Source organism: Microbacterium sp. MAH-37, assembly GCF_009758255.1.
Classification (GTDB): Bacteria; Actinomycetota; Actinomycetes; order Actinomycetales; family Microbacteriaceae; genus Microbacterium.
This window is the reverse complement of sequence record NZ_WSEN01000010.1, coordinates 357,097-372,097: the sequence shown is the minus strand read 5'-3', so window position 1 is coordinate 372,097 and position 15,001 is coordinate 357,097. Positions and strand designations below refer to the sequence as shown.

Annotated in this window: 12 protein-coding genes and 1 riboswitch; of the genes, 9 read left to right on the top strand and 3 right to left on the bottom strand. The window is 70.5% G+C overall.

The genetic code is table 11. The features are described 5' to 3' along the window. Both GON06_RS15935 and GON06_RS15930 read right to left on the bottom strand, forming a co-directional pair. Positions 1-774, bottom strand: coding sequence for a glycosyltransferase family 2 protein (locus GON06_RS15935; RefSeq protein WP_157313308.1), 774 nt, complete (start codon positions 772-774; stop codon positions 1-3). 178 nt (positions 775-952) lie between these two features. After that, the gene (locus tag GON06_RS15930) at positions 953-2,104 is read right to left on the bottom strand and encodes a glycosyltransferase family 4 protein (RefSeq protein WP_198346732.1); all 1,152 of its coding nucleotides are present in this window, start codon (positions 2,102-2,104) and stop codon (positions 953-955) included. A 208-nt stretch (positions 2,105-2,312) separates the two neighbouring features. Between GON06_RS15930 and GON06_RS15925 the strand changes: the two genes are divergently transcribed. Both GON06_RS15925 and GON06_RS15920 read left to right on the top strand, forming a co-directional pair. After that, positions 2,313-4,040 (top strand): ABC transporter ATP-binding protein, encoded by a 1,728-nt coding sequence (locus tag GON06_RS15925; RefSeq protein ID WP_332837632.1) that lies wholly within the window; start codon positions 2,313-2,315, stop codon positions 4,038-4,040. Next, positions 4,037-6,274, top strand: coding sequence for an ABC transporter ATP-binding protein (locus tag GON06_RS15920; protein ID WP_157313306.1), 2,238 nt, complete (start codon positions 4,037-4,039; stop codon positions 6,272-6,274). The genes GON06_RS15925 and GON06_RS15920 overlap by 4 nt, the downstream gene beginning before the upstream one ends. 83 nt (positions 6,275-6,357) lie before the next feature. On the opposite strand, the gene GON06_RS19125 is transcribed toward GON06_RS15920, so the two are convergent. Then, the gene (locus GON06_RS19125; RefSeq protein WP_157313305.1) at positions 6,358-8,781 is read right to left on the bottom strand and encodes a D-alanyl-D-alanine carboxypeptidase family protein; all 2,424 of its coding nucleotides are present in this window, start codon (positions 8,779-8,781) and stop codon (positions 6,358-6,360) included. Positions 8,782-8,844: 63 nt separating this feature from the next. Continuing rightward, positions 8,845-8,954, top strand: a riboswitch (TPP riboswitch). On the opposite strand from GON06_RS19125, the gene GON06_RS18845 reads away from it, so the two are divergent. The 7 genes from GON06_RS18845 (at position 8,948) to GON06_RS15880 (ending at position 14,989) form a co-directional block, all read left to right on the top strand. Then, a complete protein-coding gene (locus GON06_RS18845; RefSeq protein ID WP_157313304.1) occupies positions 8,948-9,583 on the top strand; it encodes an ECF transporter S component in 636 nt (211 codons plus the stop codon). It overlaps the preceding riboswitch by 7 nt. A 2-nt stretch (positions 9,584-9,585) precedes the next feature. Then, entirely contained in the window at positions 9,586-11,040 is a 1,455-nt protein-coding gene (locus GON06_RS15905; protein WP_332837631.1) for an ABC transporter ATP-binding protein, read from the top strand. Continuing rightward, on the top strand, positions 11,037-11,825 hold the full coding sequence (locus tag GON06_RS15900; RefSeq protein ID WP_157313303.1) for an energy-coupling factor transporter transmembrane component T family protein: 789 nt from the start codon (positions 11,037-11,039) through the stop codon (positions 11,823-11,825). Before GON06_RS15905 ends, GON06_RS15900 begins: the two co-directional genes overlap by 4 nt. Positions 11,826-11,946: 121 nt before the next feature. Beyond that, a complete protein-coding gene (locus GON06_RS15895; protein WP_157313302.1) occupies positions 11,947-12,552 on the top strand; it encodes a hypothetical protein in 606 nt (201 codons plus the stop codon). A 121-nt stretch (positions 12,553-12,673) separates the two neighbouring features. After that, positions 12,674-13,270 carry a copper resistance CopC family protein gene (locus tag GON06_RS15890; RefSeq protein WP_157313301.1) on the top strand — a complete coding sequence of 199 codons (597 nt, stop codon included), beginning with the start codon at positions 12,674-12,676 and terminating at the stop codon, positions 13,268-13,270. Positions 13,271-13,281: 11 nt separating this feature from the next. Continuing rightward, positions 13,282-13,785 carry a copper chaperone PCu(A)C gene (locus GON06_RS15885; RefSeq protein ID WP_157313300.1) on the top strand — a complete coding sequence of 168 codons (504 nt, stop codon included), beginning with the start codon at positions 13,282-13,284 and terminating at the stop codon, positions 13,783-13,785. Next, positions 13,778-14,989, top strand: coding sequence for a Dyp-type peroxidase (locus tag GON06_RS15880; RefSeq protein WP_332837630.1), 1,212 nt, complete (start codon positions 13,778-13,780; stop codon positions 14,987-14,989). The genes GON06_RS15885 and GON06_RS15880 overlap by 8 nt, the downstream gene beginning before the upstream one ends. The last annotated feature ends 12 nt before the right edge of the window (positions 14,990-15,001 follow it).

The following is a 15,001-nucleotide window of genomic DNA, read 5'->3' as shown; positions in this document are numbered from 1 at the left end:
TCAGCCGCCGGAGCGCGAGCGCCGCCGCATCCGCCGGCCACGGGCGCACGTGATGATCCGGTGCCCCCAGCCGATCTCGCGCAGGTTGACCGCGAGCATGTGGAAGGCCCACGTCGCCCGGCGGCGGAAGCCGGCGAAGTCGTCGAACGGGCGGGCGGACACGCGCACCCGCAGCCCGTGGTCGAAGTCGACGCCGGTCTCGGGGGAGAGCACGGCGGTGATGTCGAGATCGTCGTGCGCGCGCGGATCATCCAGGTGGAGCCGCGGACGGAGCTCCTGCCACACCTCGCGGCGCAGTGCGAAGTTCGAGCCGAACAGGGGCAGCCTGCCGAGCACGAGACGCATCGTCAGGAAGTAGCCGCCCAGGTAGACGTACCGCCCGATGAACCGCCACACCGGTCCGCGCCCGTAGAACTCGCCGGTGCCGGTCAGCCCGCCGAGCGTCGGATCGGCGTCGAAGCGCCGCACGACGCGCGCCGCCCAGTCCGGCGCCGGTCTCGAGTCCGCGTCCAGCCGGCCGAGGATCGAGCCGGATGCCGCATCGAAGCCCGCCGTCGTCGCGTGCAGCACTCCGCGCTGGGGCTCGACGACGACGGTCGCGCCGAACTCCTGCGCGACGGCCGCCGTGTCATCGTGCGATCCGTTGTCGACCACGATCAGCTCATCGGGCTGCCGGGTCTGCCCGGCGAGTGCGCGCAGGCATCCGCGCAGCAGCACGGCGTCGTCGTAGGACGGGACGATGACGCTCAGCACGATCGGCGGGTCTGGGCTCATGGCGCGCCCAGCCTATGACGCACGGTGCGGTGCACCGGCGAGGCGCGCTTCCCGCATCCGCGTCGCAGTTCGTTATGGTCTGAGCGAGGCACTGCGTGGCGAATCACGACCTGAGCGACGGGGACGGAGCCACAGCGTGACGAACCGCGACCGGTCGGCGTGCCCGTGACCGCCAGGGTCAGCGCGCAGAGGCGATGATCTCCTGCAGCTTCGCCACGTGCGCAGCGGGCTGACGGTCGCGCGCGTAGGCGAGCGCCGCCTCGCGGTGCGGGGCGAGGATGCCGCGGTCGGCGGCGAGCTCGCGCACCAGGGCGGCCAGCCCTGCGGCATCCGGGGTCGGGGTGAGCAGAGCGGCATCGCCGAACTCGCCGGCCAGCACCGGGTCGCTGACGATGACGGGGCGCCCGTGCGAGAACGCCTCGAGTGCGACCATCGGCTGGTTGTCGAAGCCGAGCGAGGTGATGAGCACCGCGTCGGCGGCGTCCATCAGCTCGCCGACGCGCTCGCCGGGCACCGAGCCGTGGAATGTCACGCCCGGCACGGGGCGCGCGGTGCCGCCGGCGACATCGAGGTGCACCCTGTCGCCGAGGGATGCCGCGACCTGACGCATCGCGTCGAGTGCGACATCCACGCGCTTCTCGGGTGCGAAGCGCGCCACCCAGAGCAGCCGCAGCGGGCCCTCCGTCACCGCCGGAGCCTCGGCGAGCGGCTGCGCGACGTTCGAGAACGCCTCCACACGGCCCGCGCCCGCGGCTCGCAGCGCGTCGGCCTGGTGGCGCGACGGCGAGAGCACCACGTCGGCGCGCTCGGCGATGCGCAGCGTCATGGTGCGCAGGGCGTTGTTCAGCGCATGGCTGCCGGTCGCGCGGCCGCCGTCCCGGATGCCGGTCAGCGAACGGTGCACGCGCCCGACGACTGGCGCGAACGGGGCAAGCGGGGCCGGCGCCGTCCAGAAGAAGGTGTGCACCGTGTGCAGCACGGGGATGCCGAGGTCGCGGCCCACTGCGAGGGATGCCGCCGCGAGGGCGAACTCCGAGTGCGCGACGATCGCACCGACGCCGTGCCGGCGGACCGTCGCGGCGACCAGCGGCTCGAGGTTCTTCGCACTGCCGAGCAGCGGCAGATCGAGCACCGGGATCGTGCCGCGGCGCGGCGGGGCGACGAGGGTGATGCCCGGCACCTCGGCGACCTGATCGGCGTCCGGCGCCAGCACGATCACCCGCACGCCCTGCGATGCGAGCGCCTCGGCCTGCCGGAGGAATGCGGTCTGCGCCCCGCCGAGGTAGCGGAGCGAGTAGTCGCAGACCAGCAGCACGGCGTCGTCTCGCATGGGGTCCCTTCGGCGGCGGATCGTCCCTGAAAGTCTAGGAGGGGGCATCTCGCCGATTCTTCGATGGCGTCCAGAAAGCGGGCGTCACCCGGCATTCGTTTCGCTGTCAGCGAAGGTTCCGGCACTCGCCTACCGATTGTCGGAGGCCCGTGGCACGCTTTCATGTGGCCGATTATCGATCGACCCCAACACCTTAAGGATTCCGCCTGTGCTGGGAAAGCTCCTCTTCCGATATCTCAAGAAGTACAAGTGGCTTCTGCTCGGCGTGCTGGTCTTCCAGTTCGCCAGCGCGCTGGCCACTCTCTACCTGCCCACACTGAACGCCGACATCATCAACTACGGTGTGGCCAAGGCCGACACCGGCTACATCTGGACGCACGGCGCGTTCATGCTGCTCGTCTCGCTCGGGCAGATCCTGTGCGCGATCATCGCGACGTTCTTCGCCGCCCGAGCGGCCATGTCGCTGGGCCGTGACATCCGCGCCGACGTGTTCGCGCGCGTGAGCGGCTTCTCCGAGCGCGAGGTGTCGCAGTTCGGCGCCGGTTCGCTCATCACCCGCAACACCAACGACGTGCAGCAGGTGCAGATGCTGGCGATGATGGGCGCGACCATGTTCGTCACCGCCCCGCTGCTGGCGATCGGCGGCGTCATCATGGCCGTCCGGCAGGACGTCGGCCTCAGCTGGCTGATCGCCGTGGCCGTGCCAGTGCTGCTGGTGGTGGCCGTGCTGATCATCGGCCGCATGGTGCCGCTGTTCCGCACCTATCAGGGCCGGCTCGACACGATCAACCGCGTCATGCGCGAGCAGCTCACCGGCGTGCGTGTCGTGCGGGCGTTCGTGCGCGAGCCCATCGAGGCGGAGCGGTTCCGCGCCGCGAACACCGACATCATGACGGTCGGCCGCAACGTCGGCTCGCTGTTCGTGCTGCTGTTCCCGCTGTTCATGCTCATCCTGAACGTGACCGTGGTCGGCGTGATCTGGTTCGGCGGCGTCGAGGTCAACGCCGGCAACGTCGAGATCGGCACGCTGTTCGCGTTCATGCAGTACGTCGGACAGATCATGGGCGGCGTCATCATGTCCAGCTTCATGGCGATGATGATCCCGCGCGCCGCGGTCTCGGCCGATCGCGTCGGCGAGGTGCTCGACGCCGAGTCGAGCATGACCCGTCCCGAGAACGGCGTGACCGAGTTCGCCGCCCCCGGACAGGTCGTCTTCGACGGCGTCGAGTTCACCTACCCCGGAGCGGATGCCCCGGTGCTGACCGGCATCGACTTCCGCGCAGAGCCGGGCGAGACCGTCGCGATCGTCGGTTCGACCGGTGCGGGCAAGACGACGCTCGTGTCGCTGATCCCGCGCCTGTTCGACGTCACCGGCGGTTCCGTCCAGGTCGGCGGCGTCGACGTCCGCGAGGCCGATGTCGACGAGCTGTGGAAGGGCATCGGCCTGGTGCCGCAGCGCCCGTTCCTGTTCACCGGAACCGTCGCATCCAACCTGCGCTACGGCCGTGAGGATGCCACGGACGAAGACCTGTGGAAGGCGCTCGAGATCGCGCAGGGCAAGGACTTCGTGTCCGAGATGCCCGACGGCCTCGAGTCGCACATCGCCCAGGGCGGCACCAACGTCTCCGGCGGGCAGCGGCAGCGTCTCGCGATCGCCCGTGCGATCGTGCACCAGCCGCGGATCCTCGTCTTCGACGACTCGTTCTCGGCCCTCGACCTCACGACGGATGCGAGGCTGCGGCAGGCCCTCTGGAGAGAGCTGCCGGATGTGACGAAGATCGTGGTCGCGCAGCGCGTGTCCACGATCACCGACGCGGACCGCATCGTGGTGCTGGACGGCGGCACGATGGTCGGCGTCGGCACGCACGACGAGCTGCTCGCATCGAACGACACCTACCGCGAGATCGTCGAGTCGCAGCTGGGGGTGGACGCATGAGCGAGCAGAACGCACCCCAGACCCGGCGCGAGCGCGCCCTGGCCGCCCGCGCCGCCAAGGGCGGAGCCGCTGTGGCCGAGCCCGAACTGACCGAGGCGCAGAAGGCCGAGGAAGAGGCCGCAGAGAAGGCGCGCCTCGCCGGCGGCGGCATGTTCGACGGCCCCGCCCCGGGTAAGGCCGACCACTTCGGGCCCAGCTTCAAGCGCATGATCGGACTGCTCAAGCCGTCCGCGCTGTGGTTCGTGCTGGTGTCGCTCTTCGGCGCCATCGGCGTCGTCCTCGCCGTGATCGCGCCGAAGGTGCTCGGCGAGGCGACCAACGTCGTCTACGAGGGCTTCATCTCGAAGATGCTCGGCGACAACGGCTTCCCGCAGGGCATGCCGCAGGATCAGGTGGTCGAGGCGCTGCGCGCCGCCGACCAGGGAACCTTCGCCGACATGGTCGCCGCGATGGACACCTTCACCGTCGGCGCCGGCGTCGACTTCGATCGGCTGCGGTACATCATCGTCGCCGTGCTGGCGATCTACGTGGCATCCGCGTTCCTCAGCTGGATCCAGGGCTACGTCATCAACGTCATCATGGTGCGCACGATGTGGCGCCTGCGTGAGGACGTCGAGGCGAAGATCAACCGCCTGCCGCTGTCGTACTTTGACAAGGTGCAGCGCGGTGAGCTGATCTCGCGGGTCACCAACGACATCGACAACATCACCCAGACCATGCAGCAGTCGCTGTCCGGAGCGCTCACCTCGGTGCTCACCGTGGTCGGCGTGCTGGTGATGATGTTCTCGATCTCGTGGCAGCTGGCCCTCGTCGCCCTCGTCGCGCTGCCCCTGATGGGTGTCATCTTCGGCGTCATCGGCCCGCGCTCGCAGAAGGCCTTCGGCATCCAGTGGCGCAAGGTCGGCAGGCTCAACGCCCGCGTCGAGGAGGCCTTCTCGGGCCACGCTCTGGTCAAGGTGTTCGGTCGCGAGAAGGACGCTCTGGACAGCTTCCAGGAGGAGAACGAAGAGCTCTTCCAGGCCAGCTTCAAAGCGCAGTTCCTGTCCGGTGTGATCATGCCGGCGATGCAGTTCATCGGCAGCCTCACCTACGTCGGCATCGCGGTGCTCGGCGGCCTGATGGTCGCCAACGGCAGCCTGCGACTCGGCGACGTGCAGGCGTTCATCCAGTACTCGCAGCAGTTCACTCAGCCGCTCAGCGAGCTGGGCGGCATGGCCGCGGTCGTCCAGTCCGGCACCGCATCGGCGGAGCGCGTGTTCGAGTTCCTCGACGCCGACGAGCAGGATCCGGATGCCGAGGACGCACCGACCGTGCAGGACGGCAAGGGCGTCATCGAGTTCGAGCACGTCGCGTTCTCGTACACGCCGGATCGTCCGCTGATCACCGACCTGTCGTTCCGGGTGGAGCCGGGGCAGACCGTCGCGATCGTCGGCCCGACCGGTGCGGGCAAGACGACGCTGGTGAACCTCATCATGCGGTTCTACGAGCTCAGCGGCGGGCGCATCCTGCTCGACGGCCAGGACATCGCGGAGATGACCCGCGAAGACCTGCGGTCGCGCACCGGCATGGTGCTGCAGGACCCGTGGCTGTTCGCCGGGAGCATCCTGGAGAACATCCGCTACGGTCAGGCATCCGCCACCGACGAAGAGGTGCTCGCAGCGGCCAAGGCCACCTACGTCGACCGCTTCGTGCACGCCCTCCCCGAGGGCTACGAGACGGTCCTCGACGAGGACGCCTCGAACGTGTCGGCCGGTGAGCGCCAGCTGATCACGATCGCCCGTGCGTTCGTGTCCCAGCCGTCGATCCTCATCCTCGACGAGGCGACGTCGGCGGTCGACACCCGCACCGAGCTGCTGCTGCAGCACGCGATGGCCGCGCTGCGCGAGGGACGCACGTCCTTCGTGATCGCGCACCGTCTGTCCACGATCCGTGACGCCGACCTCATCCTGGTGATGGAGCACGGTGACATCGTCGAGAAGGGCAACCACGACGAGCTGATCGCGGCGCAGGGCGCCTACTGGCGGCTGTACCAGTCGCAGTTCGAGCAGGCAGCGTCCGACATCGACGCCGAGGAGGCCCTCACCGACTCCACTCCGGTGATCGTCACCGGCGAGGCGGAAGAGGTCCCGGTCCCCGGCACGGGCGCAGCTCCTGTGCTGCCGGTGTCCGAGTTCGTCGCCGAGGTGGCCGAGGGGGAGGCCGGCCCGGCATCCGAACCCGACGACCGGGTCTGACCCGCGAAGCGAAGAGCGCCCGTCCCCGGAAGGGGGCGGGCGCTCTCGCATTGCGGAGGCTCAGGCCGCCGCGCGGGTCGTGTTCAGCCGTCGAGGCCGAACAGCTCCAGCGGATGCGTCAACCGCCACCACGCGGACGGTGCGGACATCGAACTCTTCAGCGAGACGTCGGTCTTCGCCGTGTCGATGGCACCTGCGACGGAGAGCGAGCCCACCTTCGTGCCCGCCTTCTGCGCGTCGCCCAGATCGAGCGACGACGTGGCCTCGGCGGTCGAGCCGTTCCACATCACGACCTTGGCGTCGGAATCGGTGATGACGTCGCTGCTCTCGCCCCAGATCGTGTCGACCGTGCCCACCACGGTGCCCTTCGGAACCGTCGCCGCCTGGTCGGCCAGGGTCTTCTCGACCTGGGCGTAGAGCGCACGGTTCGCATCGACACGTTCCTCGTTGCTCTCCTGACCGAGCGCGACCGCGTACAGGTGCACGGTGGCGTCGCCGACCTTCACGTCCTTCGCGGTGAGCAGGTTGTAGTCCTCACCGAGGGTGCCGGTCTTCAGGCCGGTCACACCCGGGTCCTCATGAAGCATCGTGTTCGAGTTCTTCACGACACCCGCGCCGGGGATGTCGGCCGACTTCGTGCCGACGATCTCGGCGAACACGGGGTTGCGCATCGCCAGCTCCGCGAGGTCGATCATGTCGGAGCTGGTCGACCTGTTGCGATCGTCGCGTCCGGACGGCGAGATGATCGTGGTGTCGTCCAGTCCCTGCGCCGAGAGCCACTGCGCCGCGGCGTCGGCGAACTCGCTCTTCGACCCCCAGATCTCGTCGGCGAGCCGGTCGATGTAGTTGTTGGCGGAGCCCAGCAGGATGCCCTGGAGCATCTGGTACTCGGTGAGCGATCCGCCGACGGGCACGTCGAGCGCCGACTGGTTCGATCGCACGTACTGCCAGTACTCGCGCCCGTCGCTGCGGTCGAAGTCGAACGACGGACCCTGTTCGCCGAGTTCCAGTGGCATCTTCTCGAGCACCATCAGCACGGAGGCGACCTTCGAGACGCTCGCGATCGGGATCCTCTCGCCGCTCGAGGTCGCGGTCGCGAAGCCCAGCACATCCACCGCCGAGGTGCCGTTCTCCGGCCAGGTGACCGCCGCCACCGGAGCAGGAGCGATCTGCACGGCCACCGGTTCGATCGTCGGAGCGACGTTGTCGAGCGGCGCGAGCAGTGTCGAGGCGCAGTACGTGCCGACGAGGGCGACGACGACACCGCAGGGGATCAGCACGCGCGGGCGCAGCCAGGCACGCGTCCTGCGCATTCCGCTCAGCAGATCGGGCTCGTCATCGGCGAGCGTGCGCACCTGGAGCGTCGAGGGCCGCGTGCGCGCCTGCACGGCAGCGGTGTCGACCCAGGTCAGAGCGGTCGCCGGGCGCGTGCTGTCGGCCCAGGCGACATGCGTCCCGATCGCCGGCTCGACGTCGATGCCGGTGTCGGTTTCGACCTCGACGTCGAGGCCGAGACCCGCAAGCTCGACAGGAGCAGTGGCCGTGGGGGAGACGGGCGACGCGACGGCGGATGCTGTCGATGCAGGGTCCGCGAGGTCCGATGTCGTGCCCGCGACGCCCGCGGCTGCCGCCCCCGCGATGACCGCGGATGCCGTCCCCGTCATGCCGTCGGCGGTCACGTCGGCGGATGCCGCTGATGCGGTCCCCGCAGCGCCGGGAACTGTCCCGGCGAGGCCGGTCGCGGTGTCCGCGAGGCCGGATGCCCCGCCTACGACGCCGGACGTCGCGCCCGAAGCGCCGGACGTCGCGCCCGCGGTCCCCGCAGCGGCGGCAGCATCCGCCGCAGCGAAGAACGCCAGGCTGGCGGACAGCCGTGCATCGTCGTCGTCCGCCGGGCCCGAAGACGCATCCGAGGACGGAGTCGGCGACGTGTCCACGGTGTCGAAGAGCGGCCCGCGTGCGGCCGTGCCGTCGTTCCATCCAGGCACTCCGGTGATGACCGGAGCCTCTCGGGTCGTGTCATCGGCGGCGTCGAAGGGCGCTGACTCTGGCACTCCGGTCTCGGCCGGGGCGCCGCCGAACACCGCGGCCAGCCCGGTGGCCGCACCAGCACCGGAGGCGGATGCCGGAGCAGGTACCGGCTGAGCAGGTGACACCGGCGCCGTGCTGTCCTGCGCAGCGGGCGCACCGAACATGGCGCGGCTGAAGGCGTCGCTTCCCGCGGGCGCCGCGGGCTCGGGCTCGTCCTCATCGTCGGGCTGCGCGAACAGCGTGCGCAGCATAGCGGTGCTCGTCAGCGGCTCCTCGGGGCCGTCCACGTCGTCAGGGGTCGCCTGGCCGCCGCCGGGCAGTTCCGTGGCACCTCGGTGTCCGGCGTCATGAGGAGCGCCGCCGGCGCCCTGGAGGAAGGCGTCCATTCCAGTCGAGTCGACGCCTCGGTGGGAACCGGTCTGCGCCCGCGCCTCGCGGCGGGTGCGCGGCGGCGAGGAGGGATCGTCGATGGTCACCCGCCTACGCTACCCAAAGAGTCTGAGACTCACCCCCTTGGTGTCGGCGGACGGCTATGATCAAGGCACAACCACGGGAGTCCGGCGTGCCGGGCTGAGAGGAAGCGACCCGCGCTTCGACCGTCGAACCTGATCCGGATCATGCCGGCGCAGGGAGGAGTTCCATATGAGTGCGTCCACATCCGTCTCGAAAGACAAGACCGTTCCGTCGCGCAACCTGCGCTGGCGCGTCGTCGACATCGTCGTCGCCGCCGTCCTCGGTGTCGCCGTCGGCCTGCTGTTCTGGGCCTGGAACATCATCGGAGGAGCCTGGTTCGGCGCCGCCGACGCGCTGACCCCCGGACTGGGCGGCATCGCCGTCGGCATCTGGCTGATCGGCGGCGTCATCGGCGGACTCGTCATCCGCAAGCCCGGCGCCGCACTGGTCGTCGAGGTCGTCGCCGCGATCATCTCGATGCTGATCGGCAACGTCTGGGGTATCGGCACGGTGTTCTCCGGCATCGTGCAGGGCATCGGTGCCGAGGTGGTCTTCGCGCTGTTCGCCTACCGGCGCTTCGGCATCGGCGTCGCGATGCTCTCGGGCATCGGTGCGGCGCTCGGCGCGTGGGTGTGGGAGCTGTTCTACGGCAGCTCGCCGAACATCCTGAAGTCCGTGGAGTTCAACATGATCTACCTCGGCACACTCGTCGTCTCCGGCGCGATCCTGGCGGGCGTCGTCGGCTGGCTGCTGGTGCGCGCGCTCGCATCCACCGGTGCGCTGAGCCGGTTCGGCGCCGGGCGAGAAGCGCGTCGCGAGGTCTGACCGTGCGGTCTGGTCCCGCTCGCGTCACCGCGGAAGGCTGGGGCTGGCGATACGCCGGGCGCCGCCTTCCCGCGGTCAGCGAGACGTCGTTCACGGTCGAGCCCGGCGAGCGCGTGCTGCTCCTCGGCGCGTCCGGCGCCGGGAAGTCCACGCTGCTCGCCGGCCTCGCCGGCCTGCTCGGCGACGCCGACGAGGGGGAGCGCTCCGGCAGCCTGCTCGTCGACGGCGCGCCTCCCGAGCAGAGCCGCGGGCGCATCGGCCTCGTGCTGCAGGATCCGGATGCCGGCGTCGTGCTCTCCAAGGTCGGCGACGACGTCGCCTTCGGATGCGAGAACCTCGGCGTTCCGGCATCCGAGATCCCGAGTCGCGTGACGGAGGCGCTGCGCGCCGTCGGTCTCGACGTGCCTCAGGAGCGTGCGACGAAGGCGCTGTCCGGCGGGCAGAAGCAGCGCCTGGCCCTTGGCGGGGCGCTGGCCATGCGCCCCGGGCTGCTGCTGCTGGACGAGCCCACGGCCAACCTCGATCCGGCGGGTGTCGCCGAGGTGCGCGAGAGCGTCGCACGTGTGGTCGCCGAGACAGGGGCGACGCTGGTCGTCGTCGAGCACCGCACCGAGGTGTGGTCCGACCTGATCACCCGGGTCATCGTGCTCGCGGCCGATGGCGGCCTGCTCGCCGACGGCGCGCCGGCCGACGTGTTCGGGCGGTATGCGCAGACGCTGGCGGATGCCGGTGTGTGGGTGCCGAATCATCCGATCGATCTTCCGGTGCTGCCGCGCTCCGAGGGCGCCCCTGTGCTGGAGACGCACGGGCTCGCCATCGGCCGCGAGCGCCGCACGATCGTGCAGGAGGGACTCGATCTCGTCGTGCCGCAGGCAGCGGCCACGGTGATCACCGGGCCGAACGGCGCGGGCAAGTCCACGCTCGCGCTCACCCTGGCGGGCCTGCTGCCGGAGCTGGCCGGATCGGTGACCGCGGCCGAGCGGCTGCGCAGGAAGAGCGGTCTGCGGCCGTTCCGCTGGTCGTCGCGCGAACTGCTGACTCGCATCGGCACGGTGTTCCAGGAGCCGGAGCACCAGTTCCTCGCCCAGACGCTGCGGGAGGAACTCGCGGTCGGGCCCCGCGCACTGGGCTGGTCGGACACGCGCACGGCGTCCGTCGTCGAAGGCCTGCTCGAGCGTCTGCACCTCGACCACCTTGCCGAGGCCAACCCGTTCACGCTATCCGGCGGCCAGAAGCGGCGCCTCTCGGTCGCCACCGTTCTCGCCGCGACGCCACAGGTGATCGTGCTCGACGAGCCGACGTTCGGGCAGGACCGGCGCGGGTGGATCGAACTCGTGCTCCTCCTGCAGGAGGAGGTCGCGCGGGGCACCGCGATCGTCGCGGTCACGCACGACGAGGCGGTGGCCCGGCATCTCGGCGACCGGCGCATCGCGCTGGGGCAGGAGGCGCGGGTATGAACGCCGTCGTCGCCCCCGCGCCGACCAGGGGCGCGTGGCTCGACGGGGTGAACCCGGTCACCCGCATCCTGCTCGCGCTGCTGCTGTCGATTCCGCTGTTCGCGTCGATCGACGTCGTCAGCGGACTGGTCGCGATCGCGCTGCAGCTGCTCTGCCTCCCCCTCACAGGCCTGTCGCTGCGCACCGTGCTGGGCCGGATGGCGCTGCTCGCCGCGATCTCGCCGATCGCGGGCCTCAGCATGCTGCTCTACGCCGAGCCCGCGGGCCAGGTGTACTGGAGCTTCGGCGTCGCCACCATCAGCGAGGAGTCCGTGCGGCTCGCGATCGCCGTCAGCCTGCGCGTGATCGCGCTCGGGCTGCCGACGATCCTGCTGTTCGGTCACGCCGACCCGACCGAGGTCGCCGACGCGCTCGCCCAGGTCGCGCACCTGCCCAGCAGGTTCGTGCTGGGCGTGCTCGCCGGCACGCGGATGCTCGGGCTGTTCCTGGACGACTGGCGCACGATGGGTCTCGCTCGACGTGCGCGGGGTGTCGGCGACCATGGCGCCCTCCGCCGGTTCTTCTCGATGGCGTTCGTGCTGCTGGTGTTCGCGGTGCGCCGCGGATCGAAGCTGGCGATGGCGATGGAGGCGCGGGGCTTCGGCTCCGACATCCCGCGCACCTGGGCGCGACCGTCCCGGCTGCACCGGCGCGACGCGGTCGCGCTGCTCGGCGGCATCCTCATCATGGTGGCCGCTCTCGCCGCGGCCGTCGCGGCGGGGACGTTCCGCTTCATCTGGTCCTGAGCTTCGTCACCCACCGCGAGGTGGTCCCCTTCTCGCTCCGGTCTCACTCGTTGCGGGTGTTCCGGCTCTGACACCCGCAACGAGTGAGACCGGAGCAACGGAGGCTGACAGAATAGGAGTCGTGCGCCCATCCAGGAGACCCGCGGTCATCCGCGGGTTCGCCGCCGCCTCGACGGCGACGTTCGTCGCCCTCGCCGCGCACGTCACCGCCGGCGGGGCCATGCCCGGCCCACTCGGGATCCTGGTGCCGTGGATGCTGTCGCTCATGGTGTGCGTCCTGCTCGCCGGGCGCAGACTCTCGGCGCTCCGGCTGTCGATCTCGGTGCTGGTCAGCCAGTTCCTGTTCCATGTGCTGTTCGTGCTGGGCATGCTCACCCCGGCCGGCGTCACGGGAGGGCACGTGCACGGCGCACCGCTGCAACTGCCAGAGACCACCGGCCTCACGGTGCAGGTGATCGCCGACGGCGGGATGTGGATCGGCCACGCGGCTGCGGCGCTGCTGACGATCCTGGCGCTGCACCGAGGCGAGCGGATGCTGCTGGGGCTGCGCGACCTGGCCGTGCAGGCGGTGCGCTGGCTGCGCAGTCGCCTGGACGACGCGACTCCGGTGGCCCGCCCCCGCGCGACGGCGCCGCGCTGCGCCTCGCGCGCGGCCGAGCGTCTCCCCGCCGCCCCGTTCCTCTCTCTGCTCCGCGGCCGCGCGCCGCCGCTGCATCCGGCGATCTGACTCGCGCCGGCGGCCGTAATCGGCCTGCCGGTGATCTCCGCGCGGGTGCCTCTGCGGTGCCCGGCGCTTCCGTATGCACGTTCGGCGTCGTACGACGACGCCCGACGAGAGGTCTTTCTCCATGTCTCCCATCCGCACTTTCGCGGCGGGGGTGGCGGCTGCCGCCCTCGTGATCCTCGCGACCGCAGTCCCCGCATCCGCGCACGACGAACTCATCTCCAGCGATCCCGCCGCAGACGCGCGCCTCGACGTACCGCCGAAGGAGGTGACCATGGTCTTCTCCGGCGAGCTGCTCGTGCTGGACGACTCGGATGCCGGCGCGCGTGCCGCCGTCGTCGACGCCGCGGGCAAGGACTGGATCGACGGCGACATCGTCGTGAACGGCGACACCGTGACCATCCCGCTCGATCCGGCGATGCCCGAGGCCGGCTACCAGGTGCGCTGGCAGGTCGTCTCGGAGGACGGGCACCCGATCGCCGGTGTCATCCCGTTCACGATCGGCGATGCGAAGCCGATGACGACGGATTCGCCGGCATCCGCCAGCCCGTCGCCCGCCGCGGTCGACGCGCAGGACGAGGGTGCGGCCGCCGGCCCGCCGCGTGCACTCTTCATCGGTCTGGGCGGAGCGGTGATCGCCGCCGCGGCCTACGTGCTGTACCTCGTCATCCGGCGCAAGAAGAAGGCAGCTGCGTCCACCGGCGCGGCAGAAGAACTGTGAAAGGCATCACCATGAAGACCAGCATCCGATTCAGTGCCCTCCTCGCCGCCTCCTTCCTGCTGCTGACCGGCTGCGCGGCGGCCGGCACCGAGGAGCCGGCAGCACGCACCGCAGGTCAGACGGTCACCATCGAGGACGCGTGGGCCAAGGCCGCCGACGACGGCATGACCGCCGTGTTCGGCACGCTCGTCAACAATGGCGGCGACGACACCACCGTCGTCTCGGCGCAGACCGACGCGGCCGAGATGACCGAGCTGCATGAGACCGTGCAGAACGATGCCGGCGAGATGACGATGCGCCCGATCGAGGGCGGACTGTCGCTCGCGCACGACGCCCGGGTGGCGCTCGAGCCGGGCGGGAACCACATCATGCTGATGGGTCTCACCGCGCCACTGAAGGCGGGCGACGAGGTGACGGTGACGCTCACCTTCTCGGACGAGTCCACCTACGAGTTCACCGCCCCGGTGAAGGACTACTCCGGGGCCAACGAGAACTACGAGGAGAGCGGTGAGTGATCGTTCCGGTGCCACCCGGCGGCAGCTCCTGATCGGAGGAGCCGTCGCCGGCCTCGGCGCCGCCGCCGCGGTCGGTGCCGATCTGATGCTGAACAGGGCGGATGCCGCGGACACGCCTCCGTCTCCGCCGATGAACGGCGAGCAGGTGGTGCCTTTCCATGGCAGGCACCAGGCCGGGATCGACACCGCCGCGCAGGCGCACGGGGTGTTCCTCGGACTCGACCTGCACGATGGGGTGGACCGCGAGGCGCTGGTTCGGCTGATGCGCATCCTCACCGACGACGCCGCACGGCTCACCCAGGGGAAACCGGCGCTCGCCGACTCCGAGCCCGAACTGGCGGGGGCGCCGGCGCGCCTCACGGCGACGTTCGGCTTCGGCCCCGGCTTCGTGGCGAGGGCGGCGGGGACGGTGCCGGCCTGGCTCGCGCCGCTGCCCGCGTTCGGCGTCGACCGGCTCCAACCCGAGCTGTCCGATGGCGATCTGCTGATCCAGGTCGCCGGCGACGACCCGCTGACCGTCGCGCACGCCGTGCGGATGCTGCTGAAGGATGCGCGCGGCTTCGCCGCGCTCCGGTGGACGCAGCGAGGGTTCCGCCGCGCCTACGGCACCGAGCGACCGGGCACGACGATGCGCAACCTGTTCGGGCAGGTCGACGGCACCGCGAATCCCGAGCCGGGGACGAAAGACTTCGACCGGGTGGTCTGGTCGGACGACGGCTGGATGGCCGGCGGGACGGGTGTCGTGATTCGCCGCATCCGGATGGATCTGGACAAGTGGGACCGGCTGGATCGCGGGGGACGGGAGTCGTCCGTGGGCCGTACGCTCGCGAACGGCGCGCCGCTGACCGGGTCGGACGAGTTCGACGAACCGGACTTCGAGGCGACCACCTCGATCGGATTCCCGGTCATCCCCGCGTTCGCTCACATCCGCCGTGCCCGCGGCGAGGACGGTGAGCGCATCTTCCGGCGCGCGTACAACTACGACGAGCATCCGGGCGGTGAGGGCGTCTCGGAGTCCGGGCTGATCTTCGTGGCCTTCCAGGCCGATGTGGACAAGCAGTTCACGCCGATGCAGCGCCGGCTGGACCAGCTCGACCTGCTGAACGAGTGGACCGTTCCGATCGGCTCCGCCGTGTTCGCCGTGCCACCCGGATGTGCGGAGGGCGGGTTCATCGGGGAGACGCTGCTGGGTTCCCGAGCCTGAGCGCCCTTCGTC

Bases quoted from the DNA above. Each gene is read 5' to 3' on its own strand.
- GON06_RS15930 (WP_198346732.1), bottom strand. From the start codon at position 2,104: ATGCGAGACGACGCCGTGCTGCTGGTCTGCGACTACTCGCTCCGCTAC.
- GON06_RS15885 (WP_157313300.1), top strand. From the start codon at position 13,282: ATGAAGACCAGCATCCGATTCAGTGCCCTCCTCGCCGCCTCCTTCCTG.
- GON06_RS18845 (WP_157313304.1), top strand. From the start codon at position 8,948: ATGAGTGCGTCCACATCCGTCTCGAAAGACAAGACCGTTCCGTCGCGC.
- GON06_RS15920 (WP_157313306.1), top strand. From the start codon at position 4,037: ATGAGCGAGCAGAACGCACCCCAGACCCGGCGCGAGCGCGCCCTGGCC.
- GON06_RS15900 (WP_157313303.1), top strand. From the start codon at position 11,037: ATGAACGCCGTCGTCGCCCCCGCGCCGACCAGGGGCGCGTGGCTCGAC.
- GON06_RS15890 (WP_157313301.1), top strand. From the start codon at position 12,674: ATGTCTCCCATCCGCACTTTCGCGGCGGGGGTGGCGGCTGCCGCCCTC.
- GON06_RS15935 (WP_157313308.1), bottom strand. From the start codon at position 774: ATGAGCCCAGACCCGCCGATCGTGCTGAGCGTCATCGTCCCGTCCTAC.